Below are 21,498 nucleotides of genomic sequence, written 5' to 3' on the forward strand. Positions count from 1 at the left end.
AGAACAGTCACAGGGGTGGTTTCTACTTCTGATCGGAACTAAATTGGCTTTCGATACTCCGGTGTACCCCCCAATTCCCACATCGGATGTGTCCGTTGTCCCCGCGCCAAGCCCTGCACGCGGCGCGGGGACACTCACACTTCCAGGGCTTTCGCCTATTTCACCGCGAGCGTGACGAGCGCGGCCACCACGGCCAGCAGCACCGCCGCCGCACCCCACACCAGACCCTGACGCTGCCACGGGCGGCCATGATCGAGCGCGAGCCGGCCCGGTCCCGTGAAGGCGAACGTCACCGATGCGATCGCGTAGACCGCGGGCAGCTCCCACATCACGAAGCCGCCGCCCCGGCTGGCGTTGACGGCATTGATCATGGTGCCCAACGCGATCGCGGCGGCCAGCGGAGTCAGCAAACCGAACACCAGCAGCAGACCGCCGGTGATCTCGCTCAGGCCCGCGAGGGTCGCGAAGAACTTGCCGGGGTCGTAGCCCATGCCCCCGAATGCCTGCCCGGTGGCGTCCAGGCCGTAGCCGTTGAACCAGCCGAACAGTTTCTGGGTGCCGTGCACGGCCAGCAGGCCGCCGAAGCCCACGCGGGCGACGAGCAGGCCGACATCGGTGCCCGTGACGCCGGTGGCGGTGGTCTCGCGCTCGGCGGCGGCGTTCAGGATTGCGGTCATGTCGGGGGTCCTCGTCTCTCGGGTCTTACGGCTCTTTGGGCGATTTCAACCGGACCATGGTCCGCTTTGAGCCTACAGGAGGTCCCCAACGACAACGGGCGCGAGGCTATTCCAGCCTCGCGCCCGCGTTTTTCGGTGCCCAGGAGCTACTTCGCCAGGAACCAGAAGTAGTAGAGGAAGATCGCCATCAGCACCCACATGATCGGGTGGATCTCTCGGCCACGACGCTTGGCCACCATGACGATCGGGTAGAACAGCAGCCCCATGGCGATGCCGTTCGCGATCGAGTAGGTCAGCGGCATCATGATCACGGTGATGAACGCCGGGACCGCGTATTCGAGCTTGCTCCAGTCGATCTCACCCAGCGCCCGCGCCATCAGCACGCCGACCACGATGAGCGCCGGTGCGGTCACCGCCGAGACGTCGGCGAAGGTGGCGAAGATCGGGAAGAAGAACAGCGCGATCAGGAACCAGCCCGCCGTGGTCACCGCGGTCAATCCGGTGCGGCCGCCCGCCGAGACACCCGCGGTGGATTCGACGTACGCGGTGGTGGACGAGGTGCCGATGATCGCGCCCGCGGCGGTGCCGACCGAGTCGGCGGCCAGCGCCTTGCCCGCGCGCTCGAGCTTGCCGTCCTTGGTCAGCAGCCCCGCCTGATTCGCGACACCGATCAAAGTGCCGGAAGCGTCGAAGAAGTCGACGAACAGCATGGTCAGCACGACGACCACCATTTTCCCGGTGAAGGCGTCGGGCAGATGGATGATGGCCTGGCCGAAGGTCTTGTCCAGCCCGTGCGGCATGGCGGCGACGGAGCTGGGCAGCTTCACCAGTCCGGTGACGATGCCGAGCACGGTGGTGGCGAGGATGCCGTAGAGCACCGCGCCGTGCCAGCCCAGCACCAGGAACACCACGGTCACGACGAGACCGAAGAGCGCCAGCAGCGTGGTGCCCTGATGGAAGTTGCCCAGGTGCACAAAGGTATTCGGGTCGCTGGTCACGATGCCCGCGCTCTTGAGCCCCAGGAAGGCCACGAACATGCCGATGCCCGCGCCGACGGCGAGCTTCATCTGCATGGGGATGGCCTCGATGATCTTCTCGCGGACCTTGGTGACGGCCAGTACGAAGAAGATGACGCCGGAGAGCAAGGTGCCCGAGAGCGCTTCCTGCCACGGGATGCCCATGTGCAGCACGACGGTGTAGGCGAAGAAGGCGTTGAGGCCCATGCCGGGCGCGAGGGCGACCGGGTACTTGGCCCACAGGCCCATGACCAGGGTGCCGAAGATGGCGGCGATGGCGGTCGCGGTGAACACCGCCTGCAGCGGCATGCCCTTGTCGTGCAGATCGCCCGCGGGGCCGTCGCCCAGGATGCGCGGGTTCACGGCCAGCACATAGGACATGGCCAGGAAGGTCACGGTTCCGGCCATGAGCTCACGCCTGAACGTGGATCCGTGCTCGCTGATGCCGAAGTACGCGTCGACGCGCCCCTTGGTGCGCGTGCGGACGTCGGTGGTCATGTGTGGAGGTCTCCAGTCGGAGGAAGGTACAAAGGTTGCGCTAGGCACCGTACTGGCTCTGTAGGTCCCCACATGAACCGACCCGGCGAATCGTGAGCTATCGCACCCGCCAGAGTCTTCTTTCCCCGGCCCTACCTGCGCAATTAATGAGCTATTCAAATGATTACCAGCCGGTAATTTAAGCCTCTTGACCCTTACTGTCTGGGACGTTACAAATACGTAATCAGCCGGGGTTATTCAGGGGAACCGGCCAGGCAGAAGTAGTGCGGCAGTGGTTACCGATGTCATCGACGCAGTCGCGGAGTTCGCGACCGCCCGCAAAGCGATCTGGGATGCGCTGCTCGACCCGCAGACCTACCCCCGGCTATTTTCCGGAATCGGCGCGTGCGAACAACTCGACACCGTCGACACCCATCCGACCCTGCTCATGCGCGTCGGTGGCCACGGCATCGATATCCAGGTGCTGCGCGTGCAACTGCACGTCACCAAGCCCGGCGAGGGCTTCGAGCTGCACTGCCCCGACCACGGCAGCTTCGTCGCGATCCGGCTGCGCGGCGACGGTGAGCGAACCCGGGTCTACGTCACGTATTTCAAGGCGGGACAGGTGCATCCGATCCTGGCCCAGCTGCCCAATTCGACGGTGGTGGCCTGGACACAGGCCGGTCTGAAACGGGTCGGCGATCTGATCGCGGGCACGCCGAGCTCGCTCATCGTCAATGGCGAGGACTCGCCGATGAAGCTGCAGGCCGGCGTGGTCAAGCAGATGGTGGCCTCCGGGGTGGTGCGCACCTACCGGCCCGATGTCGGGCTCAAACAGATCGGCGGACTGGCCAAGTGGGGCTTCAGCCTGGGCGGCGGCTACGCGGCGGCGGCCGCGCACTCACCGCAGCGGGCGGCCGTGATCGACGACCGGTACGCCAGCACCTTCGACCAATTGCACGCGCGCACCAGCGCTTTGGCGGGCGCGTTCACCGCGCTCGGCTTCGGGCCGGGCACCGCGATCGGGCTGCTGTGCCGCAATCACACCGGCATGGTCGAGTGCATGGTGGCGGCGGGCAAGTCGGGTGCGGACGCGGTGCTGTTGAACACCGGGCTGCCCGCGCGCCAGGTCGAGGAGATCGTGGCGCGGCATCAACTCTCGGCGCTGTTCGTGGACAGCGAATTCGAGCATCTGGTGCGGTATCTGCCCACCGAACTGCCCCGCTTCACCAGCGACGACATCCCGCCGGATCCGGGCCGCACCACCATCGAGGAATTGATCGCCATGCGGCAGGAGCCGCCGCGCAAGCCGCCCCGGCCGGGCCGGCTGGTGGTGCTCACTTCCGGGACCAGCGGAACACCCAAGGGCGCGCGGCGACCGCACCCCAAGGGTTTCGGGACGGTGGCGGCACTGCTGTCGCGAATTCCGTTCGGCACCAACGAGACCATGTTCATCCCCGCCCCGCTGTTCCACACCTGGGGTCTGGGCGCGCTGCAGATCTCCACGGCGATCCGGGCCACGGTGCTGCTGGGTGACCGCTTCGACGCCGAGGACTGTCTGCGCCGCATCGCCGAGCAGAAGGTGACGGCACTGATCGTGGTGCCGATCATGGTGAACCGAATCCTGGACCTGCCCACGCATGTTCGCGCCCGCTACGACCTGTCGAGCCTGCGCATCGTGGCCAGTTGCGGTGCGCCGCTGGCGGGTGCGACGGTGCTGAAGTTCCTGGACGCCTACGGCGACATCCTCTACAACGTGTACGGCTCCACCGAGGTGTCGTGGGCGTCCATCGCCGATCCGGCGGATCTGCGCATGTCCCCCACCACGGCGGGCCGCCCGCCGCTGGGCACGAAACTCGGTGTGTTGGGCGCGGATCGGCGGCCGGTGCCGGTCGGCGCGACCGGGCGCATCTTCGTCGGCAATCACATGCTCTTCGACGGCTACACCGATGCCACCCCACCCGATGAGGCCGACGGCATGCTCGACACCGGTGACGTCGGTTTCCTGGATGCGGCGGGCAAGTTGTTCGTGGCCGGGCGCGATGACGAGATGATCATCTCCGGTGGCGAGAACGTCTTCCCGCGCGCGGTGGAGGAGGCGCTCTCACATCTGCCGCAGGTGTCCGAGGTGGCGGTGGTCGGCGTCCCCGATCACGAATTCGGCCAGCGCCTGGCCGCTTTCGTGGTGAAGCGGCCCGGCTCCGGTCTCGACTCCGACATGGTGCGCAACTACATCCGCCACCGGGTCAGCCGCTTCTCGGTGCCGCGCGACGTCACCTTCCTGGATTCGTTGCCGCGCAACCCGACCGGCAAGATCCTGAAGCGGACGCTGATCGCACCGACCTGATCGCTACGGGCTGGGCGTAGCGATCAGGCCGAACTCGGCATCGGACGCCAGCAGCGGATGGTGCGGCAGGATGCGGATCGTGTAGCCGACCGCGCCGGAGATCGGGACCGGGGTCGAGATGGTGAAAACCTCTGCCCCGGAATCGGTTCCGTGATGCCGCATCGGGAAGGTGTGGGTGTCGGTGAGGTCGTCGGTCGGTGAGACCCGGCCCAGCACGGCCTGCACGCTCACGTCGGACGGGGTGAGCCCGGCCAGATCGATGCGGGCGCGCAGCGCGAGTTCCGCGCCGATCACCGGGATGTCGGGCAGGCCGGAGCTGTCCACCTGCAGGACTTTCACACCGGGCCAAGCGGATTCGATGCGGCGGCGATACACCGACAGCTCCTGCGCGCCCTTGAAATCGTCGGCCGACACCGCGCCGAAGGCCGCGGCGGCGGGTGTGTAGTAGTCGACGGCGTAATCGCGAACCATGCGCGAGGCCAGCACCTTCGGGCCGAGGGTCTGCAGGGTGTGGCGGACCATCTCCATCCAGCGGACCGGCAGCCCGTCGTGGTCGCGGTCGTAGAAGCGCGGCAGCACCGCGCGTTCCAGCAGCTCGTAGAGCGCCGAGGCCTCCAGGTCGTCGCGGCGGTGGTCGTCGCGTACGCCGTCGGCGGTGGGGATGGCCCAGCCGTTCTCGCCGTCGTACATCTCGTCCCACCAGCCGTCCCGGATGGACAGGTTGAGGCCGCCGTTGAGCGCGGACTTCATGCCCGAGGTGCCGCACGCCTCGAGCGGGCGCAGCGGATTGTTGAGCCAGACATCGCAACCCCAGTACAGGTAGCGGGCCATGGACATGTCGTAGTCGGGCAGGAAGACGATGCGGTGCCGCACGGCCGGATCGTCGGCGAAGCGCACGATCTGCTGGATGAGCGCCTTGCCGCCGTCGTCGGCGGGATGGGATTTGCCCGCCACCACCAGCTGCACCGGATGCTCGGGATCCAACAGCATGGCGCGCAGGCGTTCGGGATCACGCAGCATCAGGGTGAGCCGCTTGTAGGTCGGGACGCGGCGAGCGAAGCCGACGGTCAGCACGTTCGGGTCGAAGACCTGGTCGATCCAGCCGAGTTCGGCGGGGGCGGCCCCGCGTTCGAGCCAGGAGGCGTGCACGCGGCGGCGCACCTCGTCGACCAGGATGCCGCGCAGGGCATTTCGGGTGGACCACAGTTCGCGCAGATCCACATCGCAGAGGCGCTCCCAGCCGCGCGCCTCCTCGACGAGTTCGTCGCCGATGAGTTCGCGGGCCTTGTCGATCCATTCGCGCGCCGCCCAGGTGGGGGCGTGCACGCCATTGGTGATCGAGCCGATCGGCACCTCGGACGCGTCGAAACCCGGCCACAGCGGGGCGAACATGGCGCGGCTGACCTCGCCGTGCAGTTTCGAAACGCCGTTGGCGCGCTGGGCGAGTCGCAGTCCGAGGTGTGCCATGTTGAAGACCGAGGGGTCGGCCTCGCGGCCCATGGCCAGGATGCGGTCCACCGAAACACCGGGCAGCACCAGCGATTCGCGTTCCCCGTGCGCGCCGCCGAAGTATCGCCGGACCAGCGCCCCGGCGAAGCGGTCGATCCCGGCGGGGACCGGGGTGTGGGTGGTGAATACCGTCCCGGCGCGCACGGCGGTCAGCGCGGAGTCGAAATCCATTCCGGCGGACATGTATTCGCGAATGCGCTCGATGCCGAGGAAACCGGCGTGGCCCTCGTTCATATGGAAGACGTCCGGGTCCGGCAGGCCGTTGGCGCGGGTGTAGGCCCGCACCGCGCGCACGCCGCCGATCCCCGCCAGGATCTCCTGCTTGATGCGGTGGTCCTGGTCGCCGCCGTAGAGCCGGTCGGTGACGGCGCGCAACTCGGGATCGTTCTCGGCGATATCGGAGTCCAAGAGCAGCAAGGGAATCCGGCCCACCTGCGCGATCCACACCCGCGCCCGCAGTACCCGGCCCTCGGGCATGGCCACGTGAATGAGTACCGGCGCACCGCCTTCGGTGAGCATGCGCAGCGGCAATCCCATCGGATCCAGCGCCGGATAGTGCTCGGCCTGCCAGCCGTCGGCGGTCAGCGACTGCCGGAAATAGCCTGAGCGGTACAGCAATCCGACGCCGATGAGCGGCAACCCGAGATCCGAGGCGGCCTTCAGATGGTCGCCCGCCAGAATCCCGAGCCCACCCGAATAGTTCGGCAGTACCTCGGTGACGCCGAATTCCATGGAGAAGTAGGCGATTCCGCGTGGCCCCCGCTGCTGCTTCTGGAACCAGCGCGGGCGGGCCAGATAGTCGCTCAGGTCCGCAGCCGCAGCGTCGACTCGCCGTATATAGGCATCGTCCGCCGCCAGCTCATCGAGCCGCTCAGCGGGAACCTCCCCCAGCATCCGCACCGGATCGTGCCCGACCTCTACCCACAGCTGCGGATCGAGCTCGGCGAACACATCCTGTGTCGGCCCATGCCAAGACCAGCGCAGGTTGGTCGCCAACTCTGTCAGTGCGGTGAGCCGCTCCGGCAAATGGGCGCGAACGGTGAATCGACGCAGTGCCTTCACCCCTGTAGACCCTACCTGTGGACGTGTTGCCGCAGCTCACTAACACCGCCCCGACGTGAGCAAGCGCTAAGCAACCGATAACGTGTTTCATATGAGCGAGCAGCAGATCGAGGCGGTCGAGGACCAGCCCACCCAGGAGCATCACGAGGGCGGGTTTCGGCCGATCCGAGAACTGGGCCGCGACAACACCAAGGGTGGCGTCCACTACGGGGAGTTCATCGAGCAGGTGCGCGGGCTGATGGACCGGGTGCGGCTCGCCGACCCGTCCGATGACCTGGCGTTGGATGTCATCGCCACGCTGAAGGAGCTGAACGCCAAGCTCGACGAGGCGCAGGTCGACGAGTGGAATGCCCCGTCCTGGCATCGCAACGACCTGCCCGCGCGCGGCAATCTGACGCTGCCGCCGTTCCTGGTCGACTCCGCGAGCAAGGACGGGGTGCGGGCGCGCATCACCTTCCGCACCTTCCATCTGGGTGGCAATGCCGCCGCGCACGGCGGCCACATCGCGTTGGGCTTCGACGATCTGCTCGGCATGACCGCGGCCGTCTACACCAAGCAGGCCACCCGCACCGCCTTCCTGCACGTCGACTACCGGTCGATCACGCCGTTGAACACCGAGCTGCAGGTGCACGGCTGGGTGGAGCGGCAGGAGGGCCGCAAGGTGTTCGTGCGTGCCACCCTGCACGACGGCGACCGGCTGTGTGCCGAGGCGCACGGCCTGTTCGTACTCCTCAAGCCGGGCCAGCAGTAGTCGCTCCGGTAAGTTCAGGGGCGTGACCGGCCGCATCGCAATCGATGACACCGCCCCCGCGATCCCCGGCGGCCGGCCGTCCAAGGCCGTGGTCGGTGAGGTGATCCCGGTGCGGGCGGTGGTCTGGCGCGAGGGCCACGAGGCGGTCGCCGCCACGCTCGCGGTGCGCGGCCCGGGTTCGGCTCGCACACAGCGCATTCGCATGACCCCGGAGTACGAGCCGGACGTGTTCAACGCGGTCTTCACCCCCGGCAAGCCCGGTCGCTGGACCTTCCGGATCGAGGGCTGGGGCGACCCCATCGCCACCTGGCGCTCCGGTGTCGAGGCCAAGCTCGCGGTGGGGCAGAGCGCCGCGGATCTGGCCAATGATCTGGAACTCGGCGCGCGCCTGCTGGATCGGGCCGCGCAGGCGGTGCCCCGGCAGCAGTGGGAGATCCTGCGTGACGCGGCCGCCGCGCTGCGCAGCGACGCGCAACTGCCCGCCCGGGTGGCCGCGGCGTTCAGCGCCGAGGTGGGCGCGATCCTGCGGGCAACACCGCTGCGCGAGTTGGTGACTCACGGCCCGCTGCATATCGTCCAGGTGGAGCGGCAGCGCGCGCTCTACGGGGCCTGGTACGAATTCTTCCCGCGCTCGACCGGCGGCTGGGATGCCGACGGCCGACCGGTGCACGGCAATTTCGCCACCGCCGTCAAGGAGCTGCCGCGCATCACCGCCATGGGCTTCGACGTGGTGTACCTGCCGCCGATCCATCCGATCGGGACGGTGAACCGCAAGGGACCCAACAATTCTCTGACGGCCGGACCGTCGGATGTCGGTTCGCCGTGGGCCATCGGTTCGGCCGAAGGCGGTCACGACGCCATCCACCCGAGGCTCGGCACCGAGGCCGACTTCCTCGATTTCGTCGCGGCGGCACGGGAATTGGGTATGGAGGTGGCGCTGGATCTGGCGCTGCAGTGCGCGCCCGACCATCCGTGGGTGGTGTCGCATCCGGAATGGTTCACCACGCTGCCGGACGGCACCATCGCGTATGCGGAGAATCCGCCGAAGAAGTATCAGGACATCTATCCGCTGAATTTCGACGACGATCCGGACGGGCTCTATGCCGAGGTGCTGCGGGTGATACGGCATTGGATCGGCTTGGGCGTCACCATATTCCGGGTCGACAATCCGCACACCAAACCCGCCGACTTCTGGGAATGGCTTATCGCGGCGGTGCACCGGAAACGTCCGGACATTATTTTCCTGTCCGAGGCATTCACTCGCCCGGCCCGCATGTACGGATTGGCGCGTCGCGGATTCACGCAGTCCTATACGTATTTCACCTGGCGTACCCACAAGCACGAAATCGAGGAATTCGGCAGGGAATTGGCCGCCAAGGCCGATGAGGCGCGGGCCAATCTGTTCGTGAACACGCCCGACATCCTGCACGAGAGTCTGCAGCACGGCGGGCCCGGCATGTTCGCCATCCGCGCGGTGCTGGCGGCCACGCTCGGGCCGAGCTGGGGTGTGTACTCCGGTTTCGAGTTGTTCGAGCATCAAGCCGCGCAGCCGGGCAGCGAGGAATACCTGGACTCGGAGAAATACCAGCTGCGCCCGCGGCGTTTCGCCGAGGCGGCCGCGCGCGGGGAATCCTTGGAGCCGTGGCTGACCCGGCTCAACGAGATCCGGCGCGCGCATCCGGCACTGCAGCAGGTGCGCTGCATTCATTTCCATGCGGTCGACAACGATGCGCTGCTGGCGTTCTCGAAGCTCGACCCCACCACCGGTGACGCCGTGCTGGTGGTGGTGAACCTCGACCCGTTCGGCGCGCAGCAGGGGCATGTCTCGCTGGATCTGCCCGCCATCGGCCGCGAATGGCACGACCGGCCGGTGGTGTACGACGAGATCAGCGGCGAGGAATGGCATTGGGGGCAGAGCAATTACGTGCGCCTGGACCCGGCCCGCGCGGTGGCACACATTGTCGCGCTGCCGCCGGTTCCGGCGGCCGCGCGCACCGAGCTCGCCCATCGCCGGTCGTTCCGGTGAGTAGATCACTTCAGATGCGCAGAGTCTGCCGATGAACAGACGCGACCTCCTGCTGCTGGCGGCGGGCACCCATCCCGATCCGCATACCGTCCTGGGTGCGCACCCGCATCCGGACGGGACGATCATCCGGGTACTGCGGCCGCACGCGGAGACGGTCGCGGCCCGGATCGGCGGGGTGGATCATCCACTGGCGCACAGCGAGCACGGGGTCTTCGAGGCGGTCGTGCCCTTCCCGGAGCTGTGGGACTACCGCATCGTCACCTCCTATCCCGGCGGTCGCACGGTGGTCGATGCCGATGGCTACCGCTTCCTGCCCACCCTCGGCGAGGTCGACCTGCATCTGCTCGGCGAGGGCCGCCACGAACAACTGTGGGAGGTACTCGGCGCGCACCCGCGGCGCTACCCGACCCTCGACGGCGAGGTGACCGGCACGGCCTTCGCGGTCTGGGCCCCCAATGCCCGTGGCGTCGCGGTGATCGGTGACTTCGATGGCTGGAGCGGGAACACCGCGCCCATGCGGAAACTCGGCGATTCCGGGATCTGGGAGCTGTTCGTGCCCGGACTCGGCCCGGGGGCGCTCTATAAGTACCGCGTGCACGGAGCCGACGGTCGCACCGTCGATCACGCCGACCCGATGGCCTTCGCCACCGAAGTACCGCCCGCGACCGCGTCGGTGATCACCGCGAGCGAATACACCTGGGGCGACGGGGATTGGCTGCGCCGCCGCACCGCCACCGATCCGCTGCGCACCCCGGTCAGCGTCTACGAGGTGCACCTGGGTTCCTGGCGTCCCGGGCTCGGTTACCGCGAGATCGCCGAGCAGCTCACGGAATACGTTGTCGCCCAAGGCTTCACCCACGTCGAGTTGCTGCCGGTGGCGGAGTACCCGTTCGGCGGCTCGTGGGGTTACCAGGTCACCTCCTACTATGCGCCGACGGCCCGCTTCGGCTCCCCCGATGACTTCCGCTATCTGGTGGATCACCTGCACCGCAACGGCATCGGAGTGCTCCTGGACTGGGTGCCCGCGCACTTTCCGCGCGACGAGTGGGCGCTGGCCAGATTCGACGGCACCGCCCTCTACGAGCATTCCGACCCCCGTCGCGGCGAGCAACTCGACTGGGGCACCTACGTTTTCAACTTCGGCCGGCACGAGGTCCGCAATTTCCTGGTCGCGAATGCCCTGTACTGGATCGAGGAATTCCATCTCGACGGCCTGCGCGTGGACGCCGTCGCCGCCATGCTCTACCTCGACTACTCGCGTCCGGACTGGGAACCGAACATCCACGGCGGGCGCGAGAACCTGGAGGCCGTGTCGTTCCTCCAGGAGATGAATGCGACTGTCCACAAGCATCATCCGGGTGTGCTGACCATCGCCGAGGAGTCCACCACCTGGCCCGGCGTCACCCGCGCCACCGAGGTCGGCGGCCTCGGATTCACCATGAAATGGAACATGGGCTGGATGCACGACACCCTCGGGTATCTCGCCCACGACCCGGTGTACCGGACCTGGCACCACAACGAGATCACCTTCTCGCTGACGTATGCCTGGAGCGAGAATTACGTGCTCCCGATCAGTCATGACGAGGTGGTCTACGGCAAGGGCACGCTGTGGACCCGCATGCCCGGCCACGATTTCACCAAGGCGAGCGGGGTGCGCGCGCTGCTGGCCTACATGTGGGCGCATCCCGGCAAGCAACTGCTGTTCATGGGCCAGGAGTTCGGGCAGTTCCGGGAATGGGACCACGATCGCGGCCTCGATTGGCACGAGCTGGAAAACCCACTACACCAAGGCATTCAGTCGCTGGTCGGCGATCTCAACCGGCTCTACGTGGCGTCCCCGGCGCTGTGGAGCCAGGACACCTCACCCGGCGGGTACGCCTGGATCGACGCCGACGATCGCGACAACAATGTGCTGTCGTTCCTGCGCTACGGCACCGACGGATCGATCCTGGCCTGCGTCTACAACTTCTCGGGCCGCCGCCACGACGACTATCGCATCGGATTGCCAGGGCCCGAACCGGATTCGTGGTACCCGGTGCTCGATACCGATGCCCTCGCCTACGGCGGCAGTGGCATCGGCCGATCGGCGGCGATCTCCGCGGAGCCGCTGCCGTGGCACGGCCGACCGATCTCGGTGGCCCTGACCCTCGCACCGCACAGCGCTCTCTGGTTGTCGAAAAACCCTCCCGCCGCACACGACTGAAGCATGCCCCCGACGATCGGGGCACGGAAATCAAGGTCAACCATTTCCGAATGGAAGCGGGTACGACTGGAACCAGCGGCGTCGCAACCGAATTGCCATCTACACCCCGAAGGAATGAATCTGCATGAAGAAGCTGGGAACCTTCGCGCTCATCGGTGCGGCCGCGGCCGGAATCTTGACCGCGGGCGCGGGCATCGCTGCCGCTGACGACCACGTCAGCGCCACGCCGATCATCGCGCCGGGCGAGCCCGACCCGACCGGCACCGGATCCTCCCAGATCGTGAAGAGTCTGTCCGACATCTTCACCGGCAGCGATAAGGCCGGACCGGCCAAGTAGCACAACCGGTTCCCCACCCTGCGGGGAGTGTGGGGAACCGCGGGCGTCGGTTACTCCGGCCAAGCGGGCGAACGCCCCAGGACCGCGAGAATCCGATCCAGCCCGGACGCCTCCGGCGCGTCCACGACCGGGGCGAACGACGAACCCGGCTGCTCACGATGCTCGCCCTGCGGTACCGCCTCGGCCACCGGCAGGCCCGCGGCCAGCAGGTCGTCATCGAATTCGACGGTCTTTCCGAGCGCGCGGGCGAGATCCCAGGTGTGCACGATGTAGTCGATGAAGTGGAAGCTGATGGCCAGCGGCGCGGGAATCACGATGCCGTCGCGGACCTCCGGCAGCGGAAACTGCCGCTCCAGCACACCCGGCTCCGCGAACGCCGCGAGCACCTCCTCGGCGGCCTCCCGGTACTCGGCGACCGGATCATCACTGAGCGGCTGCGGCTTCCACAGCGCGAGATCATCCTCACCACGCGAAGCAGCCGCGAAGCCGCGGTGCTGAACGATGCAGTGCTCCAACAGGTTTCGCAGATTCCATCCCTCACAGGGGGTAGGCCGTTCCAGATCGGCGGCGGTCAAGCCCTCCACCACCTCGATGCTGGTGCGTACCGCCCGGGCGTCGAACGAGAGAAGCTCGGTCCCCGACGCCAGCAATTGTTCGTACGTGCTTATCATACGCACTAGCTTACTAACTTGAGCCGTCGAGCAACAGAGGGAAAATCCGGCGAATTCGACACCACCGGTCTGTTCTCAGGCGCACCCTGGACAGACCGTCATCGGCGAGGAAGCGCTGAAACAGTTCGCTTCGGCCGGGGAACGACTGCCGGACCTGATCGTCGGGTGCACCGGCGGCGGCTCCAACTTCGCGGGCTTGTTCCTGCCGTTTCTGCGCGAAAAGCTCGCGGGCCGAGCCGATCCCGTCATCCGCGCCGTCGAGCCCGCAGCCTGCCCGTCGTTCACCCGGGGCATCTACGCCTACGACTTCGGCGACACCGCGGGCTTCACCCCGCTCATGAAGATGCACACCCTCGGCCACGACTTCATCCCCGACCCGGTGCACGCGGGCGGGCTGCGGTATCACGGCATGTCGCCGTTGCTGTCGCACATGTACGAGCTCGGCTCGTTCGAGGCGATCGCCAAGCAGCAACGCGAATGCTTCGCCGCCGCAGTCCTGTTCGCGAAGACCGAGGGCATCCTCCCCGCTCCGGAACCTTCGCACGCATTGGCGGCCGTCATCGAAGAGGCGAACCGCTGCAAGGAGTCCGGCGAGCCGAAGGTCCTCCTCACAGCCCTGTGCGGCCACGGCCACTTCGACATGACAGCCTACGAGCGCTACCTGGCAGGCGAAATCCCCGACTTCGAACTCCCCCAACCCCGCATCGACGCCGCCCTCGCCGCCCTCCCCAAGGTCTGAACAAGATCAGGGAGCTCTCACTGCGGAATTCTGTCCGAATTCCCGCGGTGAGAGCTCCCTGATCTTGAAACTCAGTACAGGGCCGCGGCGAGCTTGCGGCGGGCGGCCATGACGATGGGCTCGGCGGGGTCGAAGAGTTCGAAGAGTTCCAGGAGGTGAGTGCGGGCTCGGGTGCGGTCGTCGCCGGCGGTGCGCTTGACCTGGGCGATGAGGCGGTCGAAGGCGGCTTCCGGCTGCTGGTTGAACATGTCCAGGTCGGCGGCGGCGATCGCGGCGTCCAGGTCCGACGGGTCGGCGTCGGCCTTCGCGGTGGCGGCGGGGTCGAGTTCCTGGACGCGAGAAAGGAATTGGACCTGACGCAGGGCGGCCTTGGCTTCCGCGTTGTTCGGCTCGGCGGTCAGGATGGCCTGGTAGGCGGTGATAGCGGCATCGAAATCGCCGTTCTCCAAAGCCTCTTCGGCGGCGACGAAGCGCGGATCCTCGGGGACCTCGGACTCGACGGCCTCACCCTCACCGACCCCGGGGAGCTTGCCGCGCACCGCGTCGATCACGGCGGCCAGCCACTGGGTGACCTGCTCCTCGGGCTGATTGCCGGTGAAGTCCGCCAACGGCTGACCGGCGGCCACGGCCACCACGGTCGGGATGCCCTGCACGCCGAACGCCTGCGCGATGCGCATATTGGCCTCGGCCTCGACGGTGGCCAGATCCCAGTCACCACCGTTCTGCGCGACCAGCTTCTCCAGCAGCTTCACCAATTCGATGCTGCCCGGGCTGCGCTGCGAGTACAGCGCCACCACCACCGGCACCTGGGTGGAGCGCCGCAGCACTCGCTCCTCGAAATTGGCCTCGGTGACAGCGTGATCACCCGGAACATCCGCGGCGGAAGCGGCGGGCTGCTTGAGGGCGGACAGGTCAACCGCGCCCGACATGGCGGCGGCTGCGGCGGCTGAGGGACGGCGTGCGGGTCGAGTCACGACATCCAGTTTGTCACGGAAGCGCGGCGGCGGGTGCCGCGGCTGCGCTCAGTTCACCGAGATGACCGGACTTGATCGCCCACCGCTCGAAGAAGTACGAGGCGAACGGAACCGCCGAGGAGACCACCGCGAGCGCCGTGATCTTCCCCGGCCATTCGAACTCACGTGATGCGAGCAGACAGTTGATGAGGTAGGCCAGGAAGATAACGCCGTGCAGCAGGCCGAACACCATGACCGGCCACTTGATCGGATGATCGGCGATGCCGAATTGGTCCGCGCGCTTCAACACCGACCCGACGCCCAACAACAGCACCCAGGACGGCACTTCCAGCAGACCGAAGAACCGCACACGCTTCGCGACCGTAGACAGGTCGAAGAGATCACCCATGCGGTCTATTCTGCCCGACGGCTACGACGCTCCGTAGTGGAGCTGGTCACACCCACTTTCTGCGGGTGGAGAGATTTTTTCCAGGGGGCTTCGCCCCCAAACCCCCACCAAAACGCACAAGCGCGGCACAACACCCCAAAGCCGAACGGCCCCGGCTCATTTCGAGCCGGGGCCGTCGGTTATAGCCGAATCCGCTTACTTGACGCGGATGATCAGGGCGTCGCCCTGGCCGCCGCCACCGCACAGGGCGGCCGCGCCGATGCCGCCGCCGCGGCGCTTCAGCTCGAGGGCGAGGTGCAGGACGATGCGGGCGCCGGACATGCCGAGCGGGTGGCCGATGGAGATGGCGCCGCCGTTGACGTTCACCTTGTCCGCGTCGATGCCGAGCTTGCGGGTCGAGGCGATGCCGACGGCGGCGAAGGCCTCGTTGATCTCGACCAGGTCCAGATCGGTGGGCGAAATACCCTCCTTGGCACAGGCTTTCGCGATGGCGTTGGCGGGCTGGTCCTGCAGGGTGGAGTCCGGACCGGCGACCACACCGGCAGCGCCGATCTCGGCGATCCAGCTCAGGCCCAGCGCCTCGGCCTTCGCCTTGGACATGACGATGACTGCGGCCGCGCCGTCGGAGATCTGCGAGGCGGAACCCGCGGTGATGGTGCCGTCCTTGCGGAAGGCGGGGCGCAGCTTGCCCAGCGAATCGGCGGTGGTGTCGGCGCGGATGCCCTCGTCCTGCGCGAAGACGATCGGGTCGCCCTTGCGCTGCGGGATGGAGACCGGGGTGACCTCGTCGGCGAAGACGCCGTTCTTCCAAGCGGCAGCGGCCTTCTGGTGCGAGGCGGCGGCGAAGGCGTCCTGGTCTTCGCGGCTGATCGGCTCGACGTCGTTGCGCTGCTCGGTGAGCGCGCCCATCGGCTGGTCGGTGAAGATGTCGTAGAGGCCGTCGTAGGCCATGCTGTCGCGCAGGTTCACGTCGCCGTACTTGTAGCCCTCGCGGCTGCGCTCGAGCAGGTGCGGGGCCTGGGACATGGACTCGGTGCCGCCCGCGACCACGATCTCGTACTCGCCGGCGCGAATCAGCTGATCCGCCAGGGCAATTGCATTGATACCGGACAAACACACCTTATTAATGGTGAGCGCCGGAACGTCCATCGGAATGCCGGCGGCGACCGCGGCCTGCCGGGCCGGGATCTGGCCCGCGCCCGCGGTGAGCACCTGACCCATGATCACGTAGTCGACCTGCTCGGGCGCGACCCCGCCCTTCTCCAGCGCCGCCTTGATGGCGATACCGCCCAGGTCCGAGCCGCTGAAGTCCTTCAGCGATCCGAGCAGCCGGCCGACCGGGGTGCGCGCGCCGGAGACGATGACGGAGGTGGTGGACACGATGAGGGCCTCGCTTACGTCGTTTGGGTGCCGCTCCGCCAACCATCGGAGCAGTACTCCACGGTAACTCGCAGCACTTCGGCGAGGGTATGTGGGTGCGCGCTACCGTTCGTGGTGTGAGCACTACCGAGAAGACCGAATTCATCCCTTCCGAATACATCGTCGCCGTCGATCATGTGGGTATCGCTGTGCCCGATCTCGATTCGGCGGTCGCCTGGTACCGGGACAATCTCGGCATGGTCGAGACGCATCGCGAGATCAATGAGGCGCAGGGCGTGCACGAGGCCATGCTGTCGGTGCCCGGCACGCCGACAGGCTCGGTTGCTCTGCAGTTGCTGGCTCCGCTGAACGAGGAGTCGACGATCGCGAAGTTCATCGATCGAAACGGGCCTGGCCTGCAGCAGCTCGCGTATCGGGTCACCGATGTCGAGGCGGTTTCCGCGCAACTTCGTGAACGGGGCTTGCGTTTGCTGTACGCCGAGCCGCGCGGTGGAACGGCCGGTTCCCGCATCAATTTCATCCACCCCAAGGATGCTGGCGGTGTGCTGGTAGAACTGGTCGAACCGGCGGCGAAAACTACCCACTAGTACCGGGATCCGGCACCCTAAAGAGGCTGTAACAACATTCGCGGTCGGGTCACCATCAGTGGTCGTCACGCTGTAGTTTGTGGGGCATGTCGTCCACTGAGCCCGATCGTAATCGCTTCGTTGCACTGCCCTTTACCGTTGTGCGGAAGGGCTATGACCGTGACGAGGTGCGTAACTACTTCGACCGTTTCGATGCCGAGCTAAGGGTCACCGCTACCGATCGCGATGCCGCCGCAGCCCAGGCCCGCAACCTGGCGGCCCAGCTGGAGGACGCCCGGGACGAGATCGACGAGCTCCGTAAGGAGGTCGACCGGCTTTCGGTGCCGCCGACCACCGCCGAAGGCATGTCCGATCGCATCTCCCGCATGCTGCGCCTGGCCTCCGACGAGGCTTCCGAGGTGCGCGCGCAGGCCCAGGCCGAGGCCGCGGAGATGATCTCGATCGCCGAACAGCAGGCGACCGAAATGCGTGGGAAGTACGAATCGCTCCTCTCCGAAACCAAAGAGAAGCGCGAAGCGCTCGAAATCGAATTCGAGCAGACCCTCGCCAATGCCCGTTCCGAGTCGGCGAAGATCGTCGAAGCCGCCAATGCCGAGGCCGACCGCCTCACCAAGGAGTCCGACGCCAAGCGCAAGGCGACGCAGCAGGACTTCGAGGTCACCATGGCGGAGCGTCGCACCAAGCTGACCCGCGCCATGGAAGAGCTCGAGGCCACCTCGCGCGCCGAGGCCGCCCAGCGCATCAAGGACGCCACCGACGAGGCCAACCGCCTCATCACCTCGGCGACCAACACCGCGGATCGAAAGATCGCGCACGCCAAGGAACTTGCCGAGGAAATGCGTGTCCTCCGCGGCCGCGTCCTGGCCCAGCTGCTCGGCATCCGTGGCCAGCTCGACTCGGTCCCGGCCATGCTCGCCGCCGTCAACCGCGAAAGCGAACTGCTCGACGGCGCACCGGAACAGCGCTCCCTCAAGGGCGGTCGCAAGGCCATCTCCGACGCCCGCGATGACGACGACTACGTCGACGAGCGCGAAAACGCCGACGTCTCCAGCTAATTCATCAACGGGCGACAACCCGAAGCCGTTCGAAGGCCGCTTCCGATCCGGAAGCGGCCTTCCTTATTGTTCCGACCGGCCGGTGTGCCCAGAGACGTTGACCCTGAGACGAATCCGCGCCTAACCTTATTTGTGAGCGATATTCTTTATTACCAACCCGGCAGTATCGTCTTATATCAAGGTCAGCAATATCAGGTCATGGGGGTTTCTTTCAGTTACCCCAATGGCGTGCAGACCCTCAACGGCCACGATATCGAGCCCGTCGGTGGCGGTCCGATCATCAATTCCGTTCCCACCCAAGCACTGACGCTGGTCAGCCCGCCCCCGGCACCGCCCGCGCCCCCGGCGCCGCCGCCCGCCATGACTCTCGATCAGGCCAATGCGCTTGCCGCACAGCGGGGTTACTACGAGCCCGGCAGCATCGTCTCGTATCAGGGCAGCAAATACGAGGTCATGGGCGTATCCATCGGATACACCAACAACGTGCCGCACGTGAACGGCCACGCCCTGGAAGCCGTCGGCGGTGGCCCGATCCTCAATGGAATCCCCTACAGCGCACTGACTCTCATCGAGCCCGCCCCGCCACCGCCCCCGGACCCCACCAACCCCTTCCTGCCACCCGGCCAGGTCCGTCCGCCCGTGGCTCCCCCGCCCCCACCGCCACCCCCGCCGCATGCCGACAAGGCCGAATCCGGCCATTGGTTCGGCATCAACCAGAATTCGATCGTGTCGACCCAGGGCCAATTCTGGCTCGAAGCCCCCGGCATATTCGTATTGCAGGATGCGGCCGGAAACCACAAATGGGAATCCCCCTACCGCCCCGTCCCCGCCAATGGCGGCTGTGACGGCCAAATGCAAACCGACGGAAACCTCGTCGCCTACGCCTATTACATCTACGACCACGCCGGCCACACCGCCAAGAACCCGGTCTGGGCCAGCGGCACCCAGGGCAACCCGGGCGCCTACCTCCAAATCGACTGGCAGAACTACAAAGTCAAGGTGATGTCCCCCGACGGCACCCGAACCCTCTGGAGCAGCTGACCATCACCGGATCCGATCCCCGCGATCAGCGCCGAAACTGCCTCGGCCGCTGATCGTCCGGGATCTCGGGATGCCCGCCGTACCATTCCCGCACGGCAACGACGGCCCGAATCTCATCCGGCCCGAGATACCGGCCGAACGCCTTCACCACCCGGAAGGAGCCTGCGGCGTCGCCGGACCGGCCCGCGTCGCCGACGGTCTTGTCGACATTCGCGCTCAGCGCGTGCACCACCGGGTTGGTGACGGCGGGCGCGCCCTTCATGGCCGCAACGGATGGCGCGGGGCGGTCAGGACCAGCGGCGGGTGATGGTTCGGGTGTTGCGGCCCTTCCAGCAGCCGGTGTGCCAATGACGGCGGTCGTCCTCGCCGTCGTGGGCGGCCCAGGCCACGATATGCGGGGTGCCGGGCGGGATGATCTGGTCGCAACCGGGGCAGCGGTAGGACTTGGTGGCGCGGGTGCCGGGGACCGTACGGACGATGAAGGTCTCGTCGGTACCCGGGCCGTGCTCGGTGCGGCCGAAGACGTCACCCATCGGCCGCGGCTCCTGCTGGGAGCGCGCGGAGTCCTTGGGTCGGGGTTTCCGGCGGGGCATGGTATCGAGGTTAGAACAGGCGGAATTCGTCGGACTCGGTGCCGCGCAGGGCGTCGTAATCCAGGGTGACGCAACGAATGCCACGGTCGTTGGCGAGGGTCTTCGCCTGCGGCTTGATCTGCTGGGCGGCGAAGACGCCGGCGACCGGAGCCAGCAGCGGGTCCCGGTTGAGGAGTTCGAGGTAGCGGGTCAGCTGTTCGACACCGTCGATCTCGCCGCGGCGCTTGATCTCCACCGCCACCGTCGAACCGTCCGCGTCCCGGCACAGGATGTCGACCGGGCCGATCGCCGTCATGTACTCGCGACGGATCAATGTGTAACCCGGGCCCAGGGTTTCGATGTGCTCGGCCAGCAGCGCCTGCAGGTGCGCCTCCACGCCGTCCTTCACCAGGCCGGGATCCACACCGAGCTCATGCTTGGAATCGAGCTCGATGTCCTCGACCGTGATCCGGAGCTCTTCTCCGGCCTTATTGGTGACAACCCACAGTTGGCTTGTCTCCGAGTCGGTTTCGCGCTCCTCCAGCCAGCACGGCGGACTCATCCAGTTCAACGGCTTGTAGGAACCGCCGTCGGAATGGACCAACACCGAACCGTCGGCCTTCATCATCAGCAGACGACGAGCCATGGGGAGGTGGGCGGTCAGACGGCCAACGTAATCGACCTGGCAACGAGCAATCACAAGGCGCACCGGTCGAGTCTAGTAAGCGCGATTCAGCCCAACAGCATCAGGCAGGCGAAAAGCGAACCACCCGCCAGCAGTACCCAATCCGGCCAGTTGAACGGGTGCAAGGGGGCCGCCTGACGGCGAATCATCAGGCGACCGATACCCAGACCCAGGCACAGCGCCAGGAAGTGACCGACATTCGTGAAGGTGTGCCACACCAGGACACCACCCAGCGCCAGCGTGAGCCAGCTTGCCGCCCACACGAATCGGCGATGCGGGGGCAGCACCGCGATCAGCGCGCCGACGACCGCCATCGCGCCGTAGCTGACGCCCACGTCCTCGACGGTGGTGATACTGCTGGGGATCACGTGCGAGGCGACCGCCACCCACAGGCCCACTGCCACCAGCACCGTCGCGCCGATATGGCCGATGAAGAAGGTGTGCACCAGCTTCACCGCACCGAAGCGGCGCTCCGCCAACGCCAGCAGGCAGGCCAGCAGCGGGACGATGATGAACGCCGTGGCCGCGCCCTCGCCCACCAGGAAGGCGCTGGAGAACAGGGTGCCCAGCCGGCCCTTGGCCAGATTGTGCAGATTCGTGCTGGCATGCAACACGATTCGGGACTCGGACGACGCGCTCACCATGGTGAGGGCCACCGCCACCAGCGTCACCAGCCCGACATAGCTGTAGGTCGCGGGCAACCAGAGGGAACCCAGCCGAAACCGCCGGCGGGTGACTACCGGCGGGGCAGGTTGTGCCTCGATGACCATGCTGTCGATCATTGTCGTTCCATCCTCGGCGGAACTGCTTGTCCGCTGGGAGTTTTCTGTGGATCCATATGTCTAGGTATGTACCCGGGATACACGAAAAGTATCCGGATACGCAGAAACCCCCGACCAGTTGGTCGGGGGTTTCGCGAATGATGTTCCGGCGGTGTCCTACTCTCCCACACCCTGTCGAGTGCAGTACCATCGGCGCAGGTGGCCTTAGCTTCCGGGTTC

The 21,498-nt window shown here is 66.8% G+C and carries 19 protein-coding genes and 1 pseudogene; 9 read left to right on the forward strand and 11 right to left on the reverse strand.

All coding sequences use genetic code 11. The features are described from left to right. Nucleotides 1-155: 155 nt before the first annotated feature. Both ACFXHA_RS18730 and ACFXHA_RS18735 read right to left on the reverse strand, forming a co-directional pair. Nucleotides 156-677 carry a DoxX family protein gene (locus ACFXHA_RS18730; RefSeq protein WP_379358226.1) on the reverse strand — a complete coding sequence of 174 codons (522 nt, stop codon included), beginning with the start codon at nt 675-677 and terminating at the stop codon, nt 156-158. A 146-nt stretch (nt 678-823) separates the two neighbouring features. Continuing rightward, a complete protein-coding gene (locus ACFXHA_RS18735; protein WP_379358228.1) occupies nt 824-2,191 on the reverse strand; it encodes an NCS2 family permease in 1,368 nt (455 codons plus the stop codon). Between the two features lie 271 nt (nt 2,192-2,462). Here ACFXHA_RS18735 and ACFXHA_RS18740 point away from each other — a divergent pair, with 271 nt between their 5' ends. Further along, the gene (locus tag ACFXHA_RS18740) at nt 2,463-4,517 is read left to right on the forward strand and encodes an AMP-binding protein (RefSeq protein WP_379358230.1); all 2,055 of its coding nucleotides are present in this window, start codon (nt 2,463-2,465) and stop codon (nt 4,515-4,517) included. 3 nt (nt 4,518-4,520) lie between these two features. On the opposite strand, the gene glgP is transcribed toward ACFXHA_RS18740, so the two are convergent. Next, nucleotides 4,521-7,088: an alpha-glucan family phosphorylase gene (gene glgP, locus ACFXHA_RS18745; protein ID WP_379358232.1), complete on the reverse strand. Its 2,568-nt coding sequence runs from the start codon at nt 7,086-7,088 to the stop codon at nt 4,521-4,523. Between the two features lie 91 nt (nt 7,089-7,179). Here glgP and ACFXHA_RS18750 point away from each other — a divergent pair, with 91 nt between their 5' ends. The 4 genes from ACFXHA_RS18750 to ACFXHA_RS18765 all read left to right on the forward strand — a co-directional run bounded on the left by ACFXHA_RS18750 (nt 7,180) and on the right by ACFXHA_RS18765 (nt 12,405). After that, complete coding sequence (locus ACFXHA_RS18750) at nt 7,180-7,839, forward strand: PaaI family thioesterase (protein WP_379358234.1); 660 nt, start codon at nt 7,180-7,182, stop codon at nt 7,837-7,839. Nucleotides 7,840-7,861: 22 nt separating this feature from the next. Beyond that, complete coding sequence (locus ACFXHA_RS18755) at nt 7,862-9,865, forward strand: alpha-1,4-glucan--maltose-1-phosphate maltosyltransferase (RefSeq protein WP_379358236.1); 2,004 nt, start codon at nt 7,862-7,864, stop codon at nt 9,863-9,865. A gap of 31 nt (nt 9,866-9,896) precedes the next feature. Continuing rightward, nucleotides 9,897-12,068, forward strand: a complete 2,172-nt coding sequence (gene glgB, locus ACFXHA_RS18760) for a 1,4-alpha-glucan branching protein GlgB (RefSeq protein ID WP_379358238.1) — start codon at nt 9,897-9,899, stop codon at nt 12,066-12,068. Between the two features lie 124 nt (nt 12,069-12,192). Continuing rightward, nucleotides 12,193-12,405, forward strand: a complete 213-nt coding sequence (locus ACFXHA_RS18765; protein WP_379358240.1) for a hypothetical protein — start codon at nt 12,193-12,195, stop codon at nt 12,403-12,405. 50 nt (nt 12,406-12,455) lie between these two features. On the opposite strand, the gene ACFXHA_RS18770 is transcribed toward ACFXHA_RS18765, so the two are convergent. Continuing rightward, nucleotides 12,456-13,076: a TIGR03086 family metal-binding protein gene (locus ACFXHA_RS18770; RefSeq protein ID WP_379358242.1), complete on the reverse strand. Its 621-nt coding sequence runs from the start codon at nt 13,074-13,076 to the stop codon at nt 12,456-12,458. Between the two features lie 22 nt (nt 13,077-13,098). On the opposite strand from ACFXHA_RS18770, the pseudogene ACFXHA_RS18775 reads away from it, so the two are divergent. Further along, nucleotides 13,099-13,815, forward strand: a pseudogene (locus tag ACFXHA_RS18775) (pyridoxal-phosphate dependent enzyme); the annotation flags it as partial. Nucleotides 13,816-13,886: 71 nt separating this feature from the next. Here the strand turns inward: ACFXHA_RS18775 and ACFXHA_RS18780 are convergent. From ACFXHA_RS18780 to ACFXHA_RS18790, 3 genes are all read right to left on the reverse strand, one after another. Continuing rightward, on the reverse strand, nt 13,887-14,744 hold the full coding sequence (locus ACFXHA_RS18780; RefSeq protein WP_379358339.1) for a tetratricopeptide repeat protein: 858 nt from the start codon (nt 14,742-14,744) through the stop codon (nt 13,887-13,889). Nucleotides 14,745-14,802: 58 nt separating this feature from the next. Beyond that, a complete protein-coding gene (locus tag ACFXHA_RS18785; protein ID WP_379358244.1) occupies nt 14,803-15,177 on the reverse strand; it encodes a DUF3817 domain-containing protein in 375 nt (124 codons plus the stop codon). 195 nt (nt 15,178-15,372) lie between these two features. Beyond that, complete coding sequence (locus ACFXHA_RS18790) at nt 15,373-16,557, reverse strand: acetyl-CoA C-acetyltransferase (protein WP_379358246.1); 1,185 nt, start codon at nt 16,555-16,557, stop codon at nt 15,373-15,375. A 158-nt stretch (nt 16,558-16,715) separates the two neighbouring features. On the opposite strand from ACFXHA_RS18790, the gene mce reads away from it, so the two are divergent. From mce to ACFXHA_RS18805, 3 genes are all read left to right on the forward strand, one after another. After that, nucleotides 16,716-17,144: a methylmalonyl-CoA epimerase gene (gene mce, locus ACFXHA_RS18795; protein WP_379358341.1), complete on the forward strand. Its 429-nt coding sequence runs from the start codon at nt 16,716-16,718 to the stop codon at nt 17,142-17,144. A gap of 86 nt (nt 17,145-17,230) precedes the next feature. Further along, complete coding sequence (locus ACFXHA_RS18800; RefSeq protein ID WP_379358247.1) at nt 17,231-18,199, forward strand: hypothetical protein; 969 nt, start codon at nt 17,231-17,233, stop codon at nt 18,197-18,199. A gap of 198 nt (nt 18,200-18,397) precedes the next feature. After that, on the forward strand, nt 18,398-19,240 hold the full coding sequence (locus ACFXHA_RS18805; protein ID WP_379358248.1) for a hypothetical protein: 843 nt from the start codon (nt 18,398-18,400) through the stop codon (nt 19,238-19,240). Nucleotides 19,241-19,265: 25 nt separating this feature from the next. Here the strand turns inward: ACFXHA_RS18805 and ACFXHA_RS18810 are convergent, their stop codons facing one another. Genes ACFXHA_RS18810 through ACFXHA_RS18825 form a run of 4 tightly spaced genes read right to left on the reverse strand, consistent with a single transcriptional unit; the run spans nt 19,266 to nt 21,279 of the window. Continuing rightward, the gene (locus ACFXHA_RS18810) at nt 19,266-19,502 is read right to left on the reverse strand and encodes a hypothetical protein (protein ID WP_379358249.1); all 237 of its coding nucleotides are present in this window, start codon (nt 19,500-19,502) and stop codon (nt 19,266-19,268) included. A 25-nt stretch (nt 19,503-19,527) separates the two neighbouring features. After that, nucleotides 19,528-19,833, reverse strand: coding sequence for an ATP/GTP-binding protein (locus tag ACFXHA_RS18815; protein ID WP_379358250.1), 306 nt, complete (start codon nt 19,831-19,833; stop codon nt 19,528-19,530). 10 nt (nt 19,834-19,843) lie between these two features. Then, nucleotides 19,844-20,521, reverse strand: coding sequence for an endonuclease NucS (gene nucS / locus ACFXHA_RS18820; RefSeq protein ID WP_379358251.1), 678 nt, complete (start codon nt 20,519-20,521; stop codon nt 19,844-19,846). Between the two features lie 23 nt (nt 20,522-20,544). Beyond that, on the reverse strand, nt 20,545-21,279 hold the full coding sequence (locus tag ACFXHA_RS18825) for a rhomboid-like protein (RefSeq protein WP_379358252.1): 735 nt from the start codon (nt 21,277-21,279) through the stop codon (nt 20,545-20,547). Nucleotides 21,280-21,498: the final 219 nt, after the last annotated feature.

Source organism: Nocardia sp. NPDC059240 (genome assembly GCF_042753865.1).
Lineage (GTDB): Bacteria > Actinomycetota > Actinomycetes > Mycobacteriales > Mycobacteriaceae > Nocardia.